General features: G+C 41.9%; 20 protein-coding genes. 14 read left to right on the plus strand and 6 right to left on the minus strand.

Going from position 1 to position 22664, the window contains the following annotated elements:
* Positions 1-18 precede the first annotated feature (18 nt).
* Complete coding sequence (locus FTT99_RS05390) at positions 19-1815, minus strand: EAL domain-containing protein (RefSeq protein ID WP_180130530.1); 1797 nt, start codon at positions 1813-1815, stop codon at positions 19-21.
* 252 nt (positions 1816-2067) lie between these two features.
* On the opposite strand from FTT99_RS05390, the gene FTT99_RS05395 reads away from it, so the two are divergent.
* Complete coding sequence (locus FTT99_RS05395; protein WP_111885104.1) at positions 2068-3339, plus strand: replication-associated recombination protein A; 1272 nt, start codon at positions 2068-2070, stop codon at positions 3337-3339.
* A 336-nt stretch (positions 3340-3675) separates the two neighbouring features.
* On the opposite strand, the gene purC is transcribed toward FTT99_RS05395, so the two are convergent.
* Genes purC through dapA form a run of 3 tightly spaced genes read right to left on the minus strand, consistent with a single transcriptional unit; the run spans position 3676 to position 5952 of the window.
* Positions 3676-4395, minus strand: coding sequence for a phosphoribosylaminoimidazolesuccinocarboxamide synthase (gene purC / locus FTT99_RS05400; RefSeq protein WP_078190626.1), 720 nt, complete (start codon positions 4393-4395; stop codon positions 3676-3678).
* A gap of 36 nt (positions 4396-4431) precedes the next feature.
* On the minus strand, positions 4432-5037 hold the full coding sequence (locus FTT99_RS05405; protein WP_078193263.1) for a lipoprotein-34 precursor (NlpB): 606 nt from the start codon (positions 5035-5037) through the stop codon (positions 4432-4434).
* 15 nt (positions 5038-5052) lie between these two features.
* Complete coding sequence (dapA, locus tag FTT99_RS05410; RefSeq protein ID WP_078193262.1) at positions 5053-5952, minus strand: 4-hydroxy-tetrahydrodipicolinate synthase; 900 nt, start codon at positions 5950-5952, stop codon at positions 5053-5055.
* A 723-nt stretch (positions 5953-6675) separates the two neighbouring features.
* Between dapA and mhpT the strand changes: the two genes are divergently transcribed.
* The 5 genes from mhpT to ppk1 all read left to right on the plus strand — a co-directional run bounded on the left by mhpT (position 6676) and on the right by ppk1 (position 12460).
* Positions 6676-7887: a 3-(3-hydroxy-phenyl)propionate transporter MhpT gene (gene mhpT, locus FTT99_RS05415; RefSeq protein ID WP_180004342.1), complete on the plus strand. Its 1212-nt coding sequence runs from the start codon at positions 6676-6678 to the stop codon at positions 7885-7887.
* Between the two features lie 152 nt (positions 7888-8039).
* A complete protein-coding gene (locus tag FTT99_RS05420) occupies positions 8040-8429 on the plus strand; it encodes a hypothetical protein (RefSeq protein ID WP_180130532.1) in 390 nt (129 codons plus the stop codon).
* 70 nt (positions 8430-8499) lie between these two features.
* Positions 8500-9150: a bifunctional nicotinamidase/pyrazinamidase gene (pncA, locus tag FTT99_RS05425; protein WP_180116200.1), complete on the plus strand. Its 651-nt coding sequence runs from the start codon at positions 8500-8502 to the stop codon at positions 9148-9150.
* 73 nt (positions 9151-9223) lie between these two features.
* Positions 9224-10192, plus strand: coding sequence for a bile acid:sodium symporter family protein (locus FTT99_RS05430; RefSeq protein WP_180130535.1), 969 nt, complete (start codon positions 9224-9226; stop codon positions 10190-10192).
* A 204-nt stretch (positions 10193-10396) separates the two neighbouring features.
* Positions 10397-12460 (plus strand): polyphosphate kinase 1, encoded by a 2064-nt coding sequence (ppk1, locus tag FTT99_RS05435; RefSeq protein WP_180130541.1) that lies wholly within the window; start codon positions 10397-10399, stop codon positions 12458-12460.
* 48 nt (positions 12461-12508) lie between these two features.
* Here ppk1 and FTT99_RS05440 read toward each other — a convergent pair whose 3' ends face one another.
* A complete protein-coding gene (locus FTT99_RS05440) occupies positions 12509-13765 on the minus strand; it encodes a hypothetical protein (RefSeq protein ID WP_078190618.1) in 1257 nt (418 codons plus the stop codon).
* 77 nt (positions 13766-13842) lie between these two features.
* Here FTT99_RS05440 and serB point away from each other — a divergent pair, with 77 nt between their 5' ends.
* The 3 genes from serB to FTT99_RS05455 all read left to right on the plus strand — a co-directional run bounded on the left by serB (position 13843) and on the right by FTT99_RS05455 (position 16445).
* Positions 13843-15063: a phosphoserine phosphatase SerB gene (gene serB, locus FTT99_RS05445; protein ID WP_111885109.1), complete on the plus strand. Its 1221-nt coding sequence runs from the start codon at positions 13843-13845 to the stop codon at positions 15061-15063.
* 413 nt (positions 15064-15476) lie between these two features.
* Complete coding sequence (gene aciT, locus FTT99_RS05450; protein WP_078190616.1) at positions 15477-15809, plus strand: AciT family ciprofloxacin tolerance protein; 333 nt, start codon at positions 15477-15479, stop codon at positions 15807-15809.
* 156 nt (positions 15810-15965) lie between these two features.
* The gene (locus FTT99_RS05455) at positions 15966-16445 is read left to right on the plus strand and encodes an SCP2 sterol-binding domain-containing protein (RefSeq protein WP_078190615.1); all 480 of its coding nucleotides are present in this window, start codon (positions 15966-15968) and stop codon (positions 16443-16445) included.
* An 80-nt stretch (positions 16446-16525) separates the two neighbouring features.
* On the opposite strand, the gene dtd is transcribed toward FTT99_RS05455, so the two are convergent.
* On the minus strand, positions 16526-16966 hold the full coding sequence (dtd, locus tag FTT99_RS05460; protein WP_180036027.1) for a D-aminoacyl-tRNA deacylase: 441 nt from the start codon (positions 16964-16966) through the stop codon (positions 16526-16528).
* A gap of 229 nt (positions 16967-17195) precedes the next feature.
* Here dtd and FTT99_RS05465 point away from each other — a divergent pair, with 229 nt between their 5' ends.
* The 5 genes from FTT99_RS05465 (at position 17196) to asd (ending at position 22600) form a co-directional block, all read left to right on the plus strand.
* The gene (locus tag FTT99_RS05465; RefSeq protein ID WP_180130545.1) at positions 17196-18713 is read left to right on the plus strand and encodes a catalase; all 1518 of its coding nucleotides are present in this window, start codon (positions 17196-17198) and stop codon (positions 18711-18713) included.
* Between the two features lie 181 nt (positions 18714-18894).
* On the plus strand, positions 18895-19395 hold the full coding sequence (locus tag FTT99_RS05470; protein ID WP_180130547.1) for an ankyrin repeat domain-containing protein: 501 nt from the start codon (positions 18895-18897) through the stop codon (positions 19393-19395).
* Between the two features lie 146 nt (positions 19396-19541).
* The gene (pncB, locus tag FTT99_RS05475; protein WP_180130548.1) at positions 19542-20750 is read left to right on the plus strand and encodes a nicotinate phosphoribosyltransferase; all 1209 of its coding nucleotides are present in this window, start codon (positions 19542-19544) and stop codon (positions 20748-20750) included.
* Positions 20751-20903: 153 nt separating this feature from the next.
* Positions 20904-21752 (plus strand): sulfurtransferase, encoded by an 849-nt coding sequence (locus FTT99_RS05480; RefSeq protein WP_111885136.1) that lies wholly within the window; start codon positions 20904-20906, stop codon positions 21750-21752.
* Positions 21749-22600, plus strand: coding sequence for an archaetidylserine decarboxylase (asd, locus tag FTT99_RS05485; RefSeq protein ID WP_180130550.1), 852 nt, complete (start codon positions 21749-21751; stop codon positions 22598-22600). The genes FTT99_RS05480 and asd overlap by 4 nt, the downstream gene beginning before the upstream one ends.
* Positions 22601-22664: the final 64 nt, after the last annotated feature.

Consider the following 22664-nt stretch of genomic DNA (forward strand, 5'->3'; position numbering starts at 1 on the left):
TGTCTTGCTCCACAAGTTTTAGTGACTCAAAAGTTCCATCGCATGGTCATAACTGAGCGGGCGATAAAAGTAAAAACCTTGTCCAGTATGACAATTACATTCTTTTAATGTATCGACCTGTTCCGGTTTCTCTATACCTTCGACTAGTATATTCAGGGAAACACTCGCACCAATTTGGGTAATCGCTTTGACAATGGCAAGTGCTGAACAGTCGGTATGCATGCGTTCCACAAAATTACGGTCTATTTTAATACAGTCGACAGGGTAATTACTCAAACGTGTTAATGATGAATGACCTGTACCAAAATCATCTAGAGAAATGTGTATGCCATGCTCTTTTAATAAATGGAGAGCGCGAATCACATAATTTGAGCCACGTTCTGACAGGCTTTGCTCGGTAATTTCGACCTCAATAATATCCGGTGATATACCAAACTGCTTTAAGCGATTCAGTAGTTTTTCCGCATAATCATCACGTAAAAATTCTACAGGTGCAGCATTTATAGAAATCGGTAGCGGTTGCAGTCCAAGTTCAATCCATTTTTGAATATCTTGAAAGATTTTAATTTGCATTGTTTCACTAATGCGTGAAGCCAATTCATAATCTTGAAATGCAGCAAAAATTTGAGAAGGTAATTGTAATTGTTGGTCTTTATCATACCAACGTAACAACGCTTCAAAGCCGATAACTTGACTGTCAGAAAGACGAACTTTGGGCTGATAAAACGGAATAATTTGATTGGACTTAATCAAGCTGCGTGCAAGCGTTAATTGGCGAGTAGTATTTTCAAGGGTTTTTAACATAGTATGGTTGAACATACGTACACCACCACGACCACTGCTTTTTAAATCATTTAGCGCAATATCAGCACATTTAAGTAAATTGGAGGTATTTTGTGCATCGCGAGGGTAGATCGCACAGCCAATACTCATACCAATATTGATACTTTGCCCATTATAGAAAATGGGCATGTCCATTTGCTGACAGGCGATGCTGGCAAAATTCTGTAATTGTTGTTGCGATTTTAAATTTGGAATAGAAATGGCAAATTCATCGCCACCTAAACGTGAAACTACAATATTTGTATCAAAACATTGCTGAAAACGCTGCCCAAGGGTATGCAGTAAATGGTCTCCTGCACTATGACCTAAGGTGTCGTTAATATGCTTAAAATAATCTAGATCGATTAATAACAAACCCAGTTGTTGCTGATGTTCTCGCGCCACTTTTAATTGGCTTTTAAATACTCGACTAAACGCACGGCGGTTTAATAAACCTGTTAAATCATCTCGTTCAATGATGCGTTGAAGTTTATTTTCTGCCAGTCGCTGTATCGTAATATCACGTGATACACAGAGGATTTCTTTGACTTGGCCATATTCGTTGAATACTGGGCTGAGCATATTATCCCAATAAGCCAAGGGTTCATCTGCTACTTGGCTCATGCCGACAAAGCGAGATATTTTACCTTCTTTGGCTTCGGCAAAAGCATTCAAACACGCGTCACGGACTTCTTCAGGCAGTAATTTATGCCAAGACATACCAAACTCAGTTTCAGTTAGAGGTACGCCCAGAGCTAAACATCCCGCGCGGTTCATATGCAGAACATGACCGTCTAGACTTAATAATTTTATACAGTCGACACTAGCATCTAACATTTGATTACGACTATTCAGTTTTTCTCGTAATTCAGCGAATTGATTATCTTGTAATTGTATACTCTTGGCTTGGGGCATTTTTTGAAATAAATTTATAGGTAGATCAATGCCTTGTTGAACTTGAACGATTCGCTTTTGCTTTGTTGATTGCTTCATACAATCTGTCCAATTGGGTCAGGCAAGTCTAAAATGGGATATCTTGCCGATGATACTTTAATTTGATCAATAAGGGCTAGGAAGTCTTGTTACATTATAGTTAACATTCGCCTAAGCTTTTTTACATGCAAGATACTTAAATAACGACATTAAACCACCCTCCTAAATTGAATACCGAATAAAGCAAAGATTCTGCCAAGGCAGTGTTAGAATAGAAAAAACGTCCCCAATTGCCGGAAACGAAATAATAAGATGTCAGACAGCCAAATTCCTCTTCCTGAACGCATGCGTCCTCATGATTTATCTCAAATTATTGGACAAGATCACCTTCTGGGTGAAGATGCACCGTTACGCCAGATGATTGACCAAGGGCATTTGCCATCGATTATTTTTTGGGGACCTCCGGGTGTAGGTAAAACCACAATTGCATTGTTGTTAGCGCAGGCCGTTGACCGACCATTTATTAGTTTATCTGCGCTCAATACTGGAGTGAAAGAGTTACGTGAAATCATCGCCGATGGTGGAGATTTATTGACACCTGTGGTGTTTATTGATGAAATTCATCGTTTTAATAAGTCACAACAAGATGCATTACTGAATGCGGTTGAAAAGGGCAAAATTACTCTGATTGGTGCAACAACAGAAAACCCTTCATTTGAAGTTAATAATGCCTTATTGTCGCGTTGTCAGGTGTATACCTTAAATGCTCTGGATAATGACGCAATTCAGCGCTTATTGGATCAAGCCATTCAGCAAGATTCGTTTTTAAAAGAGCGTTATATTCAAATCGAAGAATATGAAGCTTTATTTCAATTTGCCGCAGGTGATGCTCGTAAAGCATTAAATCTTTTAGATTTAATCGCCAGTACGTTTGAGCCAGACTTAGAGAATATCATTAACAATGCGGTAGTAGTCAAAGTTGCGCAGCAAAATATTGCACGCTATGACAAATCGGGCGAACAGCATTATGATCTAGTTTCGGCTTTTATTAAGTCGATTCGAGGCAGTGATCCAGATGCCGCTTTGTATTGGATGGCTCGAATGCTCAAAGGTGGTGAAGATCCTGTTTTTATTGCCCGTCGTATGTTGATTGCGGCATCAGAAGATATTGGCAACTCAAATCCAAATGCTTTACTGTTGGCTGGAGAATGTTTCCGATCTGTGCAGGCAATTGGTATGCCTGAATGTCGAATCATTTTGGGGCAATGTGCGGTGTATTTGGCAACCAGTGCTAAAAGTAACAGTACTTATTTGGCCATCAACAAAGCCTTAGATTTGGCAGAAAAAACCTCGAATCTACCTGTGCCACTACATTTGAGAAATGCACCAACCAAATTGATGAAAGAGCAAGGCTATGGCGTGGACTATTTATATCCACATAATTATCCTGAGCATTTTGTCATGCAGGATTATATGCCGCCTGAACTGAAAGGCACTAAGCTGTATGAGTCTGCACGTAATAAACGTGAAGTTGAAGGTGAGCGTTTGCAGCAACGACGTTGGATGCAACAACAGCAACAATGATTTGAATGATCATAATGCTAAGGCGCTTCGGCGCCCTTTTTTATGTCTATTTCATGCAAAAAAAAGCCCAACTCAAGGCGAGCTGGGCTGAAAAAATAGGATGTCTTTGGGGGAGATACATCCTAGAGGGTAGATGGAAAATCTGGTCGGCATACACATTGGAGAAGTATAGATCCTGGTGCTGCCTGATATGTAGCTATCTTAGTGTGAACGTGGGTAAATGTGAAACAGAGGATTTTTATGGTTAACATTTGTTTTTTCGATCATGGATTAATCGAGTAATATTTCATTAAAAAACCGAGCTAAAGAGCTCGGTTTTTATAATCGATGGACGATTTAGATATCAGAAAGGTCGATACCTAAACGTGCAGCAACTTCTTCATAAGCTTCAACTACACCGCCTAAACCTTGACGGAAACGGTCTTTGTCGAGTTTTTTCTTAGTGTCTTTGTCCCATAGACGGCAGCCGTCTGGAGAGAATTCGTCACCCAGTACGATACGGTCGTGGAACACACCAAATTCAAGTTTAAAGTCAACAAGCAGCATGTTGCCTGCATCGAATAGACCTTTAAGTACTTCGTTTACTTTGTAAGTCAATTCTTTCATTTGAGCGAGTTGTTCTGCAGTCGCCCAACCTAATGCAATCGCTTGTGATTCATTCACCATTGGGTCGCCTAACGCATCGTCTTTGAAGAACAATTCGAAAGTTGGCGGAGTAAGTTCTTTACCTTCTTCAACGCCTAAACGACGGCAAAGTGAACCTGCTGCATAGTTACGGATTACGCACTCTACAGGAACCATAGTCAATTTTTTCACTAAAACTTCAGTTGGAGAAAGAAGTTTTTCGAAATGAGTTTCGATACCAGCCGCAGCCAATTTTTCCATGATAAAGGCGTTAAAACGGTTGTTCACCTTACCTTTGCGATCCAGTTGTTCAATTTTTTCACCGTTGAATGCAGAAGCATCGTCACGGAAAACTAGGATGAGGTGGTCAGAACTATCTGTTTCATAAACAGATTTCGCTTTACCAGTATAGAGCAAGGTTTGTTTTAACATGAGGGAACCTTTTTCGAGAAAAAATGCCTAGTACGACTAGGCTGGCCAATTTTGGTAAATCTGAGCTAACAGATCTGCAGCTTTTTCTTTGTCTGCAAAACTGTTATCGGCATTGAACACAGCGATGTTATTGCTTGAACCTACAGAAGAAAGTCTTAAGACATAGGTCTGCTGATCGACCTTGACGGTTACTTCGTAACGGTTTTTGCTCTGACCAACAATGGTATGGTTAAGGCTGCTGAGGGTAGCAAGTGTGTATTGCCAAATTGTAGCAGAATTTCCTTCAACTTTGATCAGTGGATTTTGATTTCCATCCACCAATAGTTGAGGGCGGCTAATATTTGTACTGTCTGTTGAGGAATCTGCAACGACATTATTTTTTTCCGCGGCTGGACGCGGAAGGGCATAGCGATTGCCACGCTTATTTTCAAGCTTTGGTGCATGCTCAATTGCTAGCGGGTCAACTGATGGAGCAGGATACAAAGGCGTTGCAGGACGAACCATTGACCCTTCAGGGTATTTCAGCGGTTCAACATCTGTGGTTTGTTTATAGTCCAGTGTGCCATTATTAAAGGCAAGTGAACTACAACCGGCTAATGTAAATACTGAAAGTGCCAGGCTAAGTCCTAAACGTAATTGCATGATGTTTGCTCTTCTTTATTTGATAACGCCCGCAGTGATGAGTGCTTCACGAAGCGGAGTACGATATTGTTCTGCAAGGGGTGTTAATGGTAAGCGAATGCCTGTTTCAATCAGGTTCATCTCATGAAGTGCCCATTTCACAGGAATTGGGTTCGATTCGCAAAATAAAATTTGATGTAAATTTGCAACAGTATTGTTTTGTTGCTCGGCTTGGACTGCGTCACCCGCCAAAGCGCTTGCACACACTTCGCTCATTTCTTTTGGCGCCACGTTCGCAGTAACCGAAATGTTGCCTTTAGCACCTAAACCCATTAACTGATAAGCCGTTGCATCATCACCTGAGTACACCACCATATCTTTGCCTTTAAGGCCTTCAATGAGTTCTTGACCACGAGGAACATCGCCAGTGGCGTCTTTAATGCCCACGATTTGTGGAATATCAGCAAGACGGATCACGGTGTCATTGTGCATGTCTACACCAGTACGGCCAGGTACATTGTACAAAATTTGAGGTAAATCAACAGCTTCAGCAATCGCTTTGTAGTGTTGATACAGGCCTTCTTGGGTAGGTTTGTTATAGTATGGTGTAACTAATAATGCCGCATCTGCACCTAATTCTTTGGCTTCTTTGGTGAGTTCAATTGCTTCGTGGGTTGAGTTTGCACCTGTGCCGGCAATAATTGGAATGCGTTTGTTCGCCACACGGATGATTTCTTTGATCACCTGAGTGTGTTCGGCCATGCTCAAGGTAGAAGCTTCACCTGTAGTCCCTACAGCAACAATACTATTGGTGCCTTGCTTTATATGCCACTCAACCAGCTTCTCGAGGCTCTTCCAATCTACGCTGCCATCTTCAAACATTGGGGTGACGATTGCGACAATTGAACCTTGAATGGTCTGAGCTTGCTGAGTCATTTTGAAAAGCTATCCTATTTGTCCATCCGACAAGATGAAATATTGATTTCTGGATGGTTTCGAATTTTGATTTGTAGCATGTTCATTGGGCTATACCCAAATTGAATAATGCTTACGCAAATTATGACTGATCAAACGCATAAGAACAATATGCTTTGGTCAAAGCCATAAAATTCTTTATACAAATCAAACTTAAAACAATCAAGTGTAAAATAGCGGTTTTTTTGCAGCCTGAAAATTGTTCAGCAAGGGCTGAATCTTGAAAATGTGTTATTCAATCGAGAGGGTTGGCATGGTTGATGGGATTGATTAAATCATCAGCAAAAGGTTGATCTATGTGTATTCCGTGCTTTTTAATCAGAATTTAAGATTAAATAACAATGACTAAAGATTTAAAAACTATATCAATTCGCTCGGGTTTTATTACAAATGATTGTTAAAAACTTGGGTAATAATCTTTTTTATATCTAATAGAAATAGACATGTTTTTATGAGTGTTTAAAAAGATCGCTTGATTTGACTGTTCATTGCACGATTCATATTTTTTTATTTTAAATTTTTAATTGTTTTTACGACTTTGTGACTTAAAGCACAAAAACTATTACACCATGCACGTAATCCAATTTTGGACGAAAGGCTTCAACTTATTGGTAGTTATATCCTTTATAAGGCTCAGCGATGATGCGACTTAATTTGAACGCTGATGACAACAAGGATTCTCCAATGGAAAAGTCAGATAATAAGCATGCTATTGTCACGGTAGCAATCTGCTTCCTTATTGCCGTAATCGAAGGTCTGGATATTCAGGCTGCAGGTATTGCAGCAGCAGGGATTCGTGAATATTTCGGGCTGGATAGCTCGCAGCTAGGGGTGTTTTTTAGTGCCGGTATTTTAGGATTATTACCTGGTGCTTTGGTGGGTGGTCGGATTGCAGACCGAATGGGCCGTAAAAAAGTATTAATTTGGTCTACGGGGATGTTCGCCATCTTTACCTTATGTACGGTATGGGTAAATAGCTTCCATAGCTTACTCGCTGTACGTTTTCTTGCAGGTGCAGGTTTAGGTGCAGCAATGCCAATTTTAATTACCTTGGCATCTGAAGCGGTAACGCCACAAAATCGTGGTCGTGCAGTCGGTTTGATGTACTGTGGTATGCCTGTGGGTGCGGCAATCTTGTCATTAGTTGCAATGACGGACTTCGGTGCAAACTGGAAAAATATTTTCTATTTAGGCGGTTTATTACCGATTGTTGTGATTCCATTGATGATTTGGTTCCTGCCCGAATCGCGTGAATTCTTGAAAGCCAAAGATCAAGCGGTTCAAGCGACCGCCAATGGCGAAGTGCAACAAGGTGCTTTCAAAAACCTCTTTAACACAGAAAACCGTTTACGTACTTTCTCAATTTGGGTGAGCTACTTCTTCACCTTGATGGTGGTGTACATCATGTTGAGCTGGTTACCGTCGTTGTTCACCGAACTCGGTTTCACTCGTAAAGATGGTGCAACTGCGCAGTTCTACTTCATGGTGAGTGCAACCATTGGTACGATCATTTTAGGTATGTTGACTGATCGTTGGAAGAAAGCTTATGTGATCATTTTGATGTACGGCGGTATTTTGGCAGGTCTATTTGCGCTGAATGGTGCAGGTTCATTGACTCAAATGTACATGGCGTCAGCTTTAGTCGGTGCATTCGTGATTGGTTGTCAAGGTGTACTGTATGCCTTCGGTGGTATCGTGTATCCAACACAGTTACGTGGTACGGGTGTTGGCGTAGCTTCAGCCGTTGGTCGTGTCGGTGCAATGTTAGGCCCTGCAATTGCTGGTCAGTTATTGGCAGCAGGTTTTGGGGCGGCAGGGGTGATTACCGCGGCAATTCCATGTATCGCAATCTCTGCAATATTTATGTTGTTATTGGTACGTCGTATTCCATCATAAGAAACATGTTATATCAAAAAAAGCCCGCATCATGCGGGCTTTTTTTATGGCGACAATAGAAGTCGCACTAATGCTCTAAACCAATATAAATAAATGTATTTTATGTAAAAATACAGCAGAAAGAGAAAACAAAAAATCAACGTAGAGGGGCTATGTCAGCAAGAAAACTGGTCGCAATTTTTAAAGTTGATCAACGTGAATTTAGTTTGTATCTACATCAGCACGAATTTATCTTGGAACTCAAACCTGTATTTCAAAGAAATCGCCAACAGCCGAGAAAAAATGCGTGGTTGGCCTTTGCCGATGAACCTACCCTAGAAGATGTTGCTGAAAATATTAATGCATTTGAGGTCATGCAACAGACACGCAGCCATTTATTAAAATATATCTTTCAACATCAACCGCGATATTTTTATTTTCATGCTTCGACTCGGCGAAAAGCCCGTATTTACCCACGATTTGCACAACGTTTGGTTGAGCATTTGCCCAAGTATCGGTATTGTCAGGAAGGACAGTCATTTTATTTTTACGCACAGGACTGAATACTAAGGCTTTTAAAATATGAGCGAATCAGTAGAGTCGCCGAAAATGCATGACAACGGATGGAGAGATATGCAAAAAAATACAGCGCTGATTGTGGTCGATGTACAAAATGGTTTTACCCCGGGTGGTCAGTTGGCTGTTGCCAATGCCGATCAAATTATTCCAGGGATTAATCAACTGGGGCAATACTTTACGAATATTGTGCTGACTCAAGATTGGCATCCAGCCGACCATATCTCTTTTGCTGAAAATCATCCTGAGCATGTACCTTATGACAGCATAGAGTTGAGTTATGGGGCGCAAGTACTGTGGCCGACGCATTGTGTACAAGGCACACAGGATGCCGAATTGCATCCTAATTTAAATTTACCGACGGCGCAGCTGATTATCCGTAAAGGTTTTCATCAGCATATCGACAGCTACTCTGCTTTTATGGAAGCAGATCAGAAAACTTCAACAGGTTTGGCGGGCTATTTGCGCGAACGTGGTATTGATACAGTCTTTGTGGTGGGCATTGCCACGGATTTCTGTGTTGCATGGACGGCAATGGATGCACGTAAGCTTGGTTTTGAAACTTTTGTGATTGCTGATTTGACCAAAGGGATCGATTTACAGGGTTCGCTTCAGCATGCATGGCAAGACATGTTGGCGAATGGGGTGAAGCGTATTTACCTGAAAGATATTGTGCAGCAGCATGCACAGGCATTATCTTTGGCATGACCCAGTGGGCTCAGTTGAGAAAAGGCACAAGGGTGTGCCTTTTTTTGTCCCTGTTTTTAAATGGAAGATGCCTATGTCGGCTTTCTTAAAATTCACTCAATTTGTGCAGAAAACATTTGCGATTTGGGTGGTGCTGTTTGCAGCGCTCGCCATGTTTTTTCCCGATGTATTTGTTTGGTTAAAAGCATATATCCCATGGATGCTAGGCATCATTATGTTGGGTATGGGCATGACCATGACACTGCAAGATTTTAAAAGTGTATTGCAAAGTCCTAAAGCTGTGATGATCGGGGTTTTGGCACAGTTTATTGTGATGCCGGGATTGGCATTTTTCTTGTGTAAATTATTACAACTGCCGACAGAAATCGCGATCGGGGTAATTCTTGTCGGTTGCTGTCCGGGTGGAACGGCCTCTAATGTCATCACCTATATGGCAAAAGGTAATACCGCATTATCTGTTGCCTGTACCTCTGTTTCGACATTACTCGCCCCGGTTTTAACCCCTGCGATTTTCTATTTGTTAGCAAGCCAATGGATCGAAATTAATGCGGCATCGATGTTGGTTTCAATTTTACAAGTGGTTTTATTTCCGATCATTGTGGGGTTAATGATTCGAACTGTCTTTAAGCACCGAGTGGATGCCTATATACAGGTCATGCCACTGGTTTCTGTTGTGGCAATTGTGGCGATTGTGGCGGCAATCATTGCGGGTAGCCGAACACAGATTTTGCAATCAGGTTTACTGATTCTTGGGGTAGTTGCCTTACATAATGGCTTGGGCTATCTATTGGGCTTTTGGGCCAGCCGCCTATTTAAATTACCCTATGCAGACTGTAAAGCAGTATCAATTGAAGTCGGGATGCAAAACTCAGGTTTAGGTGTGGCATTGGCGGCGACCCATTTTGCCGTTTCACCTTTGACCGCTGTGCCGAGTGCGATTTTTAGTTTGTGGCACAATATTTCGGGTCCCGCACTGGCAACCTATTGGGCAGCACGGACGAGTGAGCCCAAAGCATTGGAACAAGACAAGCCTGTTCAATAAACAAAAAACAATTCAGTAAAATAGAGGGCAATGTCCCTTTTTTTGATGTCGAAAATAAATTTTACGATTTGATGAACAGAGCTTTAGGGAATTGCATGCTTTTTTAATTGATTAATGCTATTTGTAACATAAGTGTCATATCCGCTGCCTAACATGCCGGCAAACACTTTAGATATAGACTGTTTCAAACAGCATTGAGAGGGTATGCCACATTTTCAGCATTCATCAGAGACCTATTATAATCGTGAATTGTCACTTTTAGATTTTAATCGGCGGGTCTTGGCTCAGGCACTCGATTCAAGTTTACCGTTACTTGAACGCTTGAATTTTCTCATCATTTTTTCACGCAATATAGATGAATTCTTTGAAATTCGCATTGCGGGGCTAATGAAACAACGAGATTTGAATGCAATTGCACGGACGCCAGATGCCATTCCGACTGAAGTGGTCTTAGATGAACTTTCCCAAGTGATTCATGACACGGTTGCACAGCAATACCAAACCCTCAATCATGCTGTATTGCCTGCACTACAAAGTGAAGGCATTCGTTTTATTCAATTTAAAGATATTTTAGAAAAACATCGGGCGTGGATTAGCCATTATTTTAGTAAAGAAGTTCAACCGGTCTTAACGCCGATTAGCTTAGATCCATCGCATCCGTTTCCACGCTTGGTCAATAAAAGCCTCAACTTTATTGTGAGTCTAGAAGGCAAAGATGCCTTTGGTCGTGCCATTGAAATGGCAATTGTGCCTGCGCCACGCTCATTGCCGCGTTTAATCAAAATGCCCGCCGAGGTTGAAGGCAGTGCAGAGACACAAATTTTCCTGACCGCCATTATTCAGCAACACATCAATGACCTATTTCCGGGGATGAAAGCGACGGGCTGTTATGCCTTTCGAGTGACACGCAATGCAGATTTAGTTCTGGCTGAAGATGTGGATGACTTGGCGGTGGCATTAAAAGATGAATTGTCTTCACGCCGTTTTGGTCGGGCAGTCCGTTTAGAAATTGAAGATGATTGTCCGCAAAGCATTATTGATTATTTGTTAGATGAATTTGATTTGAGTGAGCAGGAGCTCTATCGCATTGACGGCCCGATCAATTTATCGCGTCTCAGTACCAGTTTTAATCGACCTGAACTGAAATATCCGGTCTATACGCCGATTATTCCTAAAGTTTTTCGTAAACAAACTGCGATTTTTGATGTATTAAAAACACAAGATGTCTTGTTACATCATCCGTTTGACTCCTTTCAACCGGTTATTAACCTATTACGTGAAGCTGCAAAAGACCCTCAGGTTTTAGCCATTAAGCAGACGCTTTATCGCAGTGGGCCAGATTCGGACATCGTACAAGTTTTGGCGGAGGCGGCTCGCAACGGTAAGGAAGTAACCGCAGTTATAGAACTTCGGGCGCGGTTTGATGAAGAATCCAATATTACCGTGGCCAACTTATTGCAAGAAGCGGGCGCTGTCGTGGTGTATGGCATTGTGGGCTATAAAACCCATGCCAAGATGATTTTGATTGTGCGCCGTGAAAATAATCAGTTGTTACGCTACGCCCATTTGGGAACAGGTAACTATCACGCAGGCAATGCGCGGATGTATACCGATTATGGCCTGATGACGACGCATCCCGATATTTGCGAAGATGTGCATCGCATGTTTCAGGAACTGACAGGCATGGGCAAGATGGCGAAGCTGAAAGCGTTATTGCATGCACCATTTACCCTGCATACTGAATTACTGAAACTGATTGAACAGGAAATTATTGCTGCACAAGCGGGAAAATACGCACGAATTATTGTGAAGGTCAATGCACTCACGGAACCGCAACTGATTGCTGCTTTGTATCGTGCATCGCAAGCAGGGGTATCTGTAGATTTAATTATCCGTTCGATTTGTTGTTTGATTCCTCAGGTCAAAGGTATGTCTGAGAATATTCATGTGAGATCTATCGTTGGACGCTTCTTAGAGCATACTCGAGTGTATTATTTTGAGCATGCAGGCGAAAAACGATTGTACTGTGCCAGTGCCGATTGGATGGGACGTAACTTATTTTCACGGGTCGAAACCTGTTTTCCCATTTTGGAAAGCCGTTTGAAAAAACGCATTATGAAAGATTGTTTACTTAACTATTTGGAAGATAATCAAAATGCATGGGAAATGCAGTCGAATGGGCAATGGGAGAAAGTCGCGGTTGAAGCAGGTACCGAACCGCATAACGCGCAAAAATATTTGATTGCACAGAAAATTTCGACTGTTTAAGACAAAAAATCCCGACTTAAGTCGGGATTTTTGATTTCGCTCAAACCTTTACGAGGCTTTTGACTGTTTGGATTTTAAAATTTCAGTTCTGAAGTTTTGAGCCAATTCAGCGGCATCACTGTCCATCCCATTGAGCATAAATGCATGACGAGTGAGCACATTGGTCGGATTTGGCAAACTGACCAATTGGAAATGATCTGAAATCTCTTTGAGCAAAGTTGTCGGCACATGAATGGCACTTTCTTTAGCAACCAATTGTTGGACTAAACGTTCAGCCGCTTGTACAGAAGACAATTGCATGGCTTCGACAGAGCTTGAAATCGCGCTACGGGTTTGTAAAACGAAACGTTTTTCTTCACGGTAGCGTTTATATAAAACATCTGAAAGCAATTGGAATACTGAGCTGATCATGGTGAGGCAACGCAGCGCATCTGGAGTGTCAGCGGTCATGCTGATGGTTGCGCCATGTTCATCAAACTTATGTACCGTACTGATGTCAGAACTGTTCAATTTATAATGTTGAACACAGAGTTCTGTGGTTTTATTTAAGAAAATTTGGCAGAGATTAAAATACGGCACAGACACGGTTTTGTTGACGCTATCGAGCAGCTGTTTCGGATCATAAAATTGAATATTTAATGCCAAGCTGTTGCTGTCGAGAACCACTGGTTTCATATCTTTATGCTGTTTTGCTTTGGCTTGCGCATTTTGCTGCGCTTGAGCAATCGCCACAGCGGCATTATGTTTTTCTTGTTCTAAGGCCTGCGCTAGCGTTTGAATTTCGTGTTTTAGACGTGATTCATTGTTGATTCGCGCTAAATATTCAGTACGACTTGGACGTGCAATAGCGCGATACGCCAACCATAACAAGCCATGTAAGAATAATGAAAATAGAATCGCGGCCCATTGCGTACGTAAGATTTCACCAATACTTGGTTTAATTAAGGTGATTTCAACCGTTCCGACTTTCTTTTCGTTTTGCAGCGCATCACGAACAAAGATTTCACCGTCACGGGTTTTGGTCAAACCGCCTGTAGCCAAGACTTGATTATTGGCATTTAAGATGCGGATGGAAGCCACGCTCGGGTTGGTTGCATAGCGGTCAGCAAGTAAGGCTAATGATACGGTATTGGCCGGCTCAAGCTCAGATAGGCTGTCTGTAACCAATTGACTGGTCATCAGTTGTCCCTGACTGGCACGGTTTTCGTTCAGTTGGTGGGTTGTTGCCAATACCAATAAAAAGGTATGCAAAGCAAAACAAACTACTAATAGGCTAGCAAATAGCCCTTGTCTAGGCGCATTCAACGTAAACTTCCAAGGCAATTCTATTCAATTTAGATTATGATTCTTACATTAGTTGTAGCTCAGACCCGAGTCAATTCATGCGAGAAATCATTCTTATATCACTTTTAGGACCTGACCAACCTAATCAATTTACACGATTAATGCAGGTTTTGTCCGCACATTCCTTACAGATTTTAGATGTCGGACAAGCAGTCATCCACAATCAGCTGACTTTAGGTATTGTTGTTTCGTCGGAAGACCAGACTGCGACAGCATTAGCCATGAAGGAGATGTTGATTTTAGCACATGATATTGGCTTAACTGTGCGCTTTAAACCAATCTCTACAACAGAATATCAACAATGGGTAAATGAGGGAGGCCGCACACGCTATATCGTTACGGCACTTGCGCCAGAATTACAGGCGTCTCATTTACAGGCAGTTACAAATATTGTGTCGAGCCAAGGCTTCAATATTGAAACTGTGACTCGTTTATCTGGCCGTCCAGAGTTAGATGGATCAAGCGAAGGCCCACGACGTGCCTGCGTTCAATTTGGTCTAAAAGGCCAAATGTTGGATGCTACTGCAATGCGTGCAGCATGTTTACGTCTATCTACTGAACTAGGGGTAGATGTTGCCGTTCAAGAGGACAATGCTTACCGTCGTAATCGTCGTTTGGTCTGCTTTGATATGGACTCGACGCTGATTGAGCAAGAAGTAATTGATGAATTGGCAATTGAAGCGGGTGTCGGCGCTCAAGTGGCTGAAATCACTGAACGTGCTATGCAAGGTGAGCTTGATTTCCAACAAAGTTTCCGTGCACGTGTGGCATTACTCAAAGGTATGGATGCTTCGGTATTGCCTAAGATTGCAGAACGTCTGACCATTACAGAAGGTGCGGAACGTCTGATTTCAACGCTTAAATCACTGGGCTATCGCACGGCTATTTTGTCAGGTGGTTTTCAGTATTTTGCTGAATATCTACAAGCAAAACTGGGTATCGATGAAGTGCATGCCAATGTACTGGACGTCCAAGATGGCGCGGTAACCGGTGAAGTGAAAGGCCATATTGTGGATGGTGCGCGCAAAGCCTTCTTGTTGACTCAAATCGCTGAAGAAATGGGGATTTCATTAGAACAAGCCATTGCTGTCGGTGATGGTGCGAATGACTTGCCAATGTTGTCTTTAGCCGGCTTAGGCGTTGCCTTCCGTGCGAAACCTTTGGTGCGTCAAAATGCTAATCAAGCCATTTCAAGCGTGGGTTTAGATGGTGTTCTTTACCTGCTTGGTGTGCATGATAAAGATTTAAATCGCGCTTAAAACCATTTAATTCATACAAAAAACGCAGCCAAAAGGCTGCGTTTTTTTATGCCAAAAATTCCGCTCATCCGATGAAAGGTAGAAGAAAATTGTCGATAAAAACAACGATTAACAGCATTCGAAAAATTATTTTTTTTAGCCTAAAACCAGCTGTTTTTTTTGTAATGACACTCGAAACGAGATGTCATCATTGTTCTAGAAATTCTTTAAAAAGAAAAAATGTAATGACAAAATAATGTTGCGACAAGGTGTGTCGCATGAACAAAAAACGAGACTTTTTTTATGCAAAAAACTCAGCATAATGCTTGCAAGAGATTGAGATCGACCAAATCTATTTACTGAAGATACAGTAGTGAGACGGCTCAGCATCCTGTAAGACAAGAGATGTCAGTTGTCAAATGACGGAGGTTTTTATGTTAACAGCGAATTTAGCAACAATCGTTGGCCTGAGCTTGGTATCGGCGGCTGTGATTGCTGTTTTCTTCTCGCCTTATCGTCGCTGGTTAAGTTTTATGCTGGCGGGGATGCTGGTGTGGGGACTCATTGAAGTAATTCGATTTGGTACACAAACCATGTTTGAATTATCAGTGACTTATAGTTATTTAACGGCATTAATGGCCGCAATGGTGGTATTCACTTTAGTATTGTTACGTGAAGACCGCCGTGCAGAGCGTGCGATGGCAAAGCGCCAATGTATAGAGCACACGCCTGTATATGATGAAGAACAGCAATGTTCGAGCCGATAAGTGCCAGAACAAAATTTCAATGAAAATGCGCCTAAGGGCGCATTTTTTTATGAACGCATTAGTCCGATTTGAGATACAAAGCCTTACTTCTCAAAAGCCAAGTTATGGTAGGATGAAACCAGTCAATTTTCCAACAATTACAATAGGCTTTAAGTCATGAAACTATCATCAATTCCTGTCGTAAAACTACCTTTAGTTGATGTCAGTACGGATCCACTTGATTTACTCGTGGCAGGTTTAGCGCTTCGTATGAAACAGCTTGCACGTACTAGCCCTAAATTCATTGAATTGGTTCATGAACGTCAATTCCGTATTCAAATCGGCACGGATTTAGGTGTTGCACGTCAAATTATTGTAAATAATGGACAGATTGATACTGTTTCAGGTGATGCTGAAAAAGCCGACTTTATTTTGCAATTTGCGGACAGCGAACAGGGCGTAAAAACTTTGATGAAAGGTGACCCAACTGCATTCATGACGGGTATGCAAAATGGCAGTATTAAAATGGAAGGTGATTTTGGGCTTTTGGTTTGGTTTAACCAAGTGGCGAAGTTAATTCCACCTAAACTTCCAAAACCGGTTAAAGAAAAAATCAAAATCGCACGTGCGTTTATTAAAGAGAAAACAGGTAAGTAAGATTTACGCCTTGTTCTCCTCCTTTAGTGGGAGGATTAAAAAAAAGCCCTCTTTTGAGGGCTTTTTTTATGCTTCAGTTGTTATTCAACTTCTAAATTAAAGGTCACTGGACCGTCATTAACCAAATGTACTTTCATGTCGGCGGCAAAGATGCCTGTTTGTACATGGTCATATTGGCGCTTGGTGTAATCGACCAACTGTTCATACAGTGCTTTGGCATCGCTTGGCGGCATGGCAGGGCCAAAATCAGGACGCAGGCCTTTTTGCGTTTGTGCCATCAGGGTAAATTGAGACACCAAGAGGATACCGCCGCCGGCTTGACTGACATTCCAGCCCATCTTGCCTTGTTCATCATCAAAAAAGCGGTATTTCAAGATCTTATCGATCAGCTTTTTTCCTTTTTCTAAATCGTCAGCTTTGCCAAGGCCTAAAAACACCAAAATACCGTGATTGATTTCACCCGTGATTTCACCGTCGACCACCACTTTGGCTTCTAAAACACGTTGTAACAAGGCCCGCATAACTTCTTCCGAGTAGAAAATTGAACATAGGGCAGGGATTGTAGCAAATGCATCCTTCTTTCGAGGCGATGTGTAGAAATTTTTGGGCTCAAACATTTGAAAATGAACTATATATTTTTTATAAATCTAATAATACGATTGAATTTATAAAAATTATCTGTTTTATCTATTTTTTGAATATCAGTATCTTTGCGGGGCAGGAAAGGTATTTAACAGAGAGATTAAGACGATGTTTAAGCGTTCTTTATTGGTTGCGATGTTAGCAACAGCAACAGCGGCGACTCAAGCAGCGCCATTAACCAAAGACAATGGTGCACCAGTAGGCGATAACCAAAACTCGATTACTGCGGGTCCAAATGGTTCAGTTCTACTTCAAGATGTACAATTGGTTCAAAAATTACAACGTTTTGGTCGTGAGCGTATTCCTGAGCGTGTTGTACATGCCCGTGGTACAGGTGCTTATGGTGAATTCGTTGCAACTAAAGATTTATCTGATCTCACCATTGCTTCATTGTTCAAAGCAGGTACTAAGACTCCAGTTTTCTTACGTTTCTCGACTGTAATTCATGGTAAAAGTTCTCCAGAAACTTTACGTGACCCGCACGGTTTTGCGATCAAGTTCTATACACAAGAAGGCAACTGGGACTTAGTGGGTAACCAAACTCCAGTATTCTTCATCCGTGATGCGATCAAATTCCCAGACTTCATCCATGCCATGAAGCCTAGCCCAATCAACAACGTTCAAGACGCAAACCGCGTATTTGATTTCTTGTCTAGCCAGCCATGGGCAACCAACATGTTGACTTATGTGTATGGTAACCAAGGCGTGCCTACCAGCTACCGCGAACAAGACGGCTTTGGTGTACATGCGTACAAGCTTTATAACGACAAAGGCGAATACAAATACGTTAAATTCAACTTCCGCTCTAAACAAGGCGTGAAAGGTCTGAACGTTAAAGAAGCTGCTGAGCAACAAGGTAAAGATTTTAATCACTTGACTAACGATCTTTATAACAACATCAACGCTGGTAAATTCCCGAAATGGGATCTTTATATCCAAGTGTTAGATCCTAAAGATTTAAACAGCTTTGATTTTGACCCGCTTGATCCAACAAAAATCTGGCCGACGAACCTAGTTCCAGAAACTAAAGTCGGTACGTTAACGCTGAACCGTATGCCGAAAAACTTCTTCAATGAAACTGAACAAGTGGCATTGGCTCCAGGTAACTTAGTTCCAGGTATCGAGCCTTCAGAAGACCGTCTATTACAAGGTCGTATCTTCTCTTACTCAGATACTCAAATGTACCGTTTAGGCGCGAACCACCAGCAAATTCCAGTCAACCGTCCGCTTGTTGCTGTTAACAACAACAACCAAGATGGCTACATGAATGTTAGCGAGCGTGATTCTGACGTGAACTACGAGCCAAGCCGTAAAGTGCCTAAAGCTGCCACTGAGAAAGCGCGTGCGGTTGAAACGCCGCTTTCTGGCACAGTTCAGCAAAAAGGCGTGAAAGAGCAAAACTTCAAGCAAGCGGGTGAGCTTTACCGTTCATACTCTGCTAAAGAAAAAGACGATTTAATCATGAACTTGGCTGCGGATCTTGGCAACGTGAAAGATTCGGAAACGAAACACATCATGTTGTCTTACTTCTATAAAGCAGATGCAGACTACGGTACACGTATGACTAAAGCAGTAAACGGTAACCTTGCAACTGTAAAAGCTAAAGCAGCACAACTGAAAGACTAATTTCGATCAGTCTGAAGGATTGGTAACTAGGGTCTAGAACGTTACCTCAAAAAAGTCCTATGAAGCTCCATACCTTTCCTGCACCCTAGGGGGAGTTTCATAGGCACTCCTTAAATATTCATTTTTATGAAATGAATTATTTCTAATTCAATTCTACATTCGATTTCTGTTGGAGTTCATCATGAAAGTTATGCAACATTTGACTTTAGCCAGTCTTCTAGCGTTTGGTTCCGCATTCGCAAACGTGGCAATCGCGGAAGATATCTCCCCCGCTAAAGCAACTGCAAGCGATCAGATGACCTCACAACAGGAATTGATCGCAATCTTCTTTGCCGCAGCCAAAACTGGCAATGAAGAAGTCATCAATGAATTTCTTAAGCACGGTTTTCCGTTCGATGTGCGCAATGCTTCGGGTTTTACGCCACTGATGATGGCGACCTATTATGGTCATCAAAATATTGTGACTCGTTTGCTAGAACAAGGTGCAGACCGCTGCGCACGTGACAATAAAGGCAACACCGCATTGATGGGTGCCATGTTTAAATTAGAATGGGCGATTGCAAAGCAATTACGCCAAGTGGATTGCGATGCAAATGTCAAAAAAATGGGGCAAAAGACTGCAGAACAGTTTGCGCGTGAATTTGGTCAAGAAGAAAAATATCGACAGTTACTCAAAAAATAGTGAGCTTGATCGCGCTCAGCTTCAGCAAAAAAATTGAAAAAAGTCGATGAATCGCGGTGATTTATAAGTTATTCCACTAAATCAATCGGCTTTTTATCAATAAAGTATGCTTTAATGCAAAGAGTTGATAAAAACTGAAAGTCTTTATGTCTCCAATCATCCAATCCTTATTAGACACAGATCTGTATAAATTCACCATGCTTCAGGTGGTGTTACACAAATTTCCGCAAACCCATAGTGTGTATCACTTTCGTTGCCGTAACTTGGATGATACAGCCTATCCACTGGTTGAAATTTTGGATGATTTAAACATGCAGCTCGACATGCTTTGTCAGTTGAAGTTTAAAGAAGATGAATTGCAGTATTTACGCAGTTTACGTTTTATTAAAAGCGATTTTGTTGATTATCTTGAATTATTTCAGCTTAAACGCCGTTTTATTAAAGCGGGTATTGATGATGAAGGTCGACTCGACATTTGGGTAGAAGGCCCAATGGTTCAAGCGATGATGTTTGAAATCTTTGTTTTAGCCATCGTCAATGAATTATATTTCCAACGTATTCGTACACCCGAAGTTTTAGCCGAAGGTGAGCGCCGATTGCAACATAAGATTGCCTTGCTGAAGCAGTATGAAGCACGGCAAAATCCAAATGATCCACCATTCTTGGTCTCTGATTTTGGCACGCGTCGTCGTTATAGTTATGCATGGCAAAAGCATGTAATTGAAGAATTAAATCAGGCTTCACCGTATATTTTCCGCGGTACAAGTAATGTTCTGATTGCCAAAGACTTGAACATTACTCCAATTGGTACGATGGCGCATGAGTTCCTACAAGCATTCCAAGCGCTTGATGTTCGTCTACGTAACTTCCAGAAGTCTGCGCTAGAAACATGGGTGCAGGAATACCGCGGTGACTTAGGAATAGCCTTAACGGACGTTGTCGGTATGGATGCGTTCCTACGTGACTTCGATTTGTACTTTGCCAAACTATTCGACGGTTTACGTCATGACAGTGGCGACCCGTATGAATGGGGCGATAAAGCCTATGCACATTACAAAAAGCTTAAAATTGACAGTAAAACCAAAATGCTGACTTTTAGTGATGGCTTGAACATTGAAAAAGCTTGGGATTTACACAATTACTTTAAAGACCGTTTCCAAGTGAGTTTTGGTATTGGCACCAACTTGACCAATGATCTGGGACAAACTGCACTGAATATCGTGCTGAAGTTGGTTGAATGTAATGGTCAATCTGTGGCAAAAATTTCCGACAGTCCGGGTAAAACCATGACGGATAATGATACTTTCTTAGCGTATCTACGTCAGGTGTTTGACATCTCTGAAGTTAGCGCTTAAACACAGCATTAGATAAAACTAAAAAAGCCGAATCAATGATTCGGCTTTTTTATATCTAAAATATTGCTAAAGCAATGCAAAAATTCAGAATAATAGTGAAAATGACTTATGCTAAGATCGAATTTAATCGCACAAAATACAACACGAACAACGATGACAGCATCTACATTGAATTTTGGTCTGCTGATTGAAGCGGAAGAATTGGTTCCACATCTTGGTAATGAAAAACTACGGATCGTCGATTTGAGTCGTCGTTCGGTTTATGACCAATTGCATATTCCACATGCACTGCATGTGCAGCCGAAACTGTTAGTGCGCCAAGAAGAACAAGCGATGGGGCTTTTACCTGACCAAGCCGGTTTAGAACAGCTCATCAGCTATCTGAATATCAGTCCAGAACATCATGTAGTAGTGTATGACGATGAAGGTGGGGCATGGGCAGGCCGACTGATTTGGAACTTACATTGCCTCGGTTTTGAAAATACCAGTCTCCTCAATGGTGGCATCCATGCTTGGCTTGGGGCAGGCTTACCGACCTCGTCTGAAATTGAGCAATTTGAACCCGTGAGCCCATTGGTTGAAGTAAGTGCAGAGGCACGTGCTCAGTATCAAACAAACTATGATGAGCTATTGGCTCGTGTACAGCAGGAGCAGATCCAAGTATGGGACTGCCGTACCGAAGATGAATATACAGGCTTACGTTTAGCAGCGCGACGCGGCGGTCACATTCCGGGAGCACGACATTTCGAATGGAGTACTGCCCTTAACCGAGAAAATCATTTAAAATTGCATCCTTTAGAACGCACACAACAACGCTTAGAACAATTGGGATTCAATTTAAACGAACCTGTGGTGGTATATTGTCAGTCCCATCATCGGTCGGGCCTAGCTTATATACTGGGACGTTTACTCGGTTGGAATATTCGAGCTTATGATGGTGCGTGGAGCGAGTGGGGCAACCGACTCGATAGTCCTGTGATCACCGGAGAGTTGCCGTCTTGAGCCTTACATCTCAGTTAAAAAAACAAATTTTTATTCAAGCTCAGCGTGTTGTTCCACAGCACAAATTATCACGTATCGTCGGTAAATTGGCTGCGAGTGAAAACCCTGTGGTGAAAAATGCTGTGATTACAGCATTTAAAGCACAGTATGGCATCGACATGTCGATTGCTGAGCAAAGTAATGCCCTGAAATTTAAATCATTCAATGAATTTTTCACTCGTTCTTTAAAAGAAGGCGTGCGTGCAGTCGATGCTGATCCATCCAGTGTTGTTTCACCTGCAGATGGTGCGATTTCACAACTAGGTAAAATTGAAAATGGTGACGTATTTCAGGCCAAAGGGCAGAAGTTCACCGTTGAAAACCTGATTGCTGATCCACAATTGGCAGAGCCGTTTAAAAATGGGCAGTTTGCTACGGTTTATTTGTCACCAAAAGACTACCACCGTGTACATATGCCATTTGCAGGAACATTGACAGAAACTTTGTATGTACCGGGTGAATTATTCTCTGTAAACCAAACCACTGCTGAAAATATTCCGGGTTTATTTGCTCGTAATGAACGCATGGTCTGCTTATTTGATACAGAAGTCGGTCGTATGGCGGTTGTATTGGTGGGCGCAATGATCGTGGCAGGTATTGAAACCGTGGCTACAGGTAAAGTTAAACCTACAGGGCGTTTGGAACTCAATCAACACGATTTATTCTTAGAAAAAGGTGCAGAATTGGGCCGTTTTTATTTAGGTTCAACAGCGGTAGTGTTGTTTGAAGAAAACAAAATGCAATGGGATGCGACCTTTAAAGCCAACTCGTCTGTGGTGATGGGCGAAGCTATAGGGCATACCATTTAATGAATTCCCTGTCCCTTTAGGAGAGGGTTAGGGAGAGGTTTTTGAGCTAAGCGGATGTATTCAA

Origin of the sequence: Acinetobacter sp. YH12040 (genome assembly GCF_013420005.1) — a bacterium.
In the GTDB taxonomy this organism is placed as follows: Bacteria; Pseudomonadota; Gammaproteobacteria; order Pseudomonadales; family Moraxellaceae; genus Acinetobacter; species Acinetobacter amyesii.

Bases quoted from the DNA above. Each gene is read 5' to 3' on its own strand.
- FTT99_RS05390 (WP_180130530.1), bottom strand. From the start codon at position 1,815: ATGAAGCAATCAACAAAGCAAAAGCGAATCGTTCAAGTTCAACAAGGC.
- FTT99_RS05395 (WP_111885104.1), top strand. From the start codon at position 2,068: ATGTCAGACAGCCAAATTCCTCTTCCTGAACGCATGCGTCCTCATGAT.
- purC (WP_078190626.1), bottom strand. From the start codon at position 4,395: ATGTTAAAACAAACCTTGCTCTATACTGGTAAAGCGAAATCTGTTTAT.
- FTT99_RS05405 (WP_078193263.1), bottom strand. From the start codon at position 5,037: ATGCAATTACGTTTAGGACTTAGCCTGGCACTTTCAGTATTTACATTA.
- dapA (WP_078193262.1), bottom strand. From the start codon at position 5,952: ATGACTCAGCAAGCTCAGACCATTCAAGGTTCAATTGTCGCAATCGTC.
- mhpT (WP_180004342.1), top strand. From the start codon at position 6,676: ATGGAAAAGTCAGATAATAAGCATGCTATTGTCACGGTAGCAATCTGC.
- FTT99_RS05420 (WP_180130532.1), top strand. From the start codon at position 8,040: ATGTCAGCAAGAAAACTGGTCGCAATTTTTAAAGTTGATCAACGTGAA.
- pncA (WP_180116200.1), top strand. From the start codon at position 8,500: ATGCAAAAAAATACAGCGCTGATTGTGGTCGATGTACAAAATGGTTTT.
- FTT99_RS05430 (WP_180130535.1), top strand. From the start codon at position 9,224: ATGTCGGCTTTCTTAAAATTCACTCAATTTGTGCAGAAAACATTTGCG.
- ppk1 (WP_180130541.1), top strand. From the start codon at position 10,397: ATGCCACATTTTCAGCATTCATCAGAGACCTATTATAATCGTGAATTG.
- serB (WP_111885109.1), top strand. From the start codon at position 13,843: ATGCGAGAAATCATTCTTATATCACTTTTAGGACCTGACCAACCTAAT.
- aciT (WP_078190616.1), top strand. From the start codon at position 15,477: ATGTTAACAGCGAATTTAGCAACAATCGTTGGCCTGAGCTTGGTATCG.
- FTT99_RS05455 (WP_078190615.1), top strand. From the start codon at position 15,966: ATGAAACTATCATCAATTCCTGTCGTAAAACTACCTTTAGTTGATGTC.
- dtd (WP_180036027.1), bottom strand. From the start codon at position 16,966: ATGCGGGCCTTGTTACAACGTGTTTTAGAAGCCAAAGTGGTGGTCGAC.
- FTT99_RS05465 (WP_180130545.1), top strand. From the start codon at position 17,196: ATGTTTAAGCGTTCTTTATTGGTTGCGATGTTAGCAACAGCAACAGCG.
- FTT99_RS05470 (WP_180130547.1), top strand. From the start codon at position 18,895: ATGAAAGTTATGCAACATTTGACTTTAGCCAGTCTTCTAGCGTTTGGT.
- pncB (WP_180130548.1), top strand. From the start codon at position 19,542: ATGTCTCCAATCATCCAATCCTTATTAGACACAGATCTGTATAAATTC.
- FTT99_RS05480 (WP_111885136.1), top strand. From the start codon at position 20,904: ATGACAGCATCTACATTGAATTTTGGTCTGCTGATTGAAGCGGAAGAA.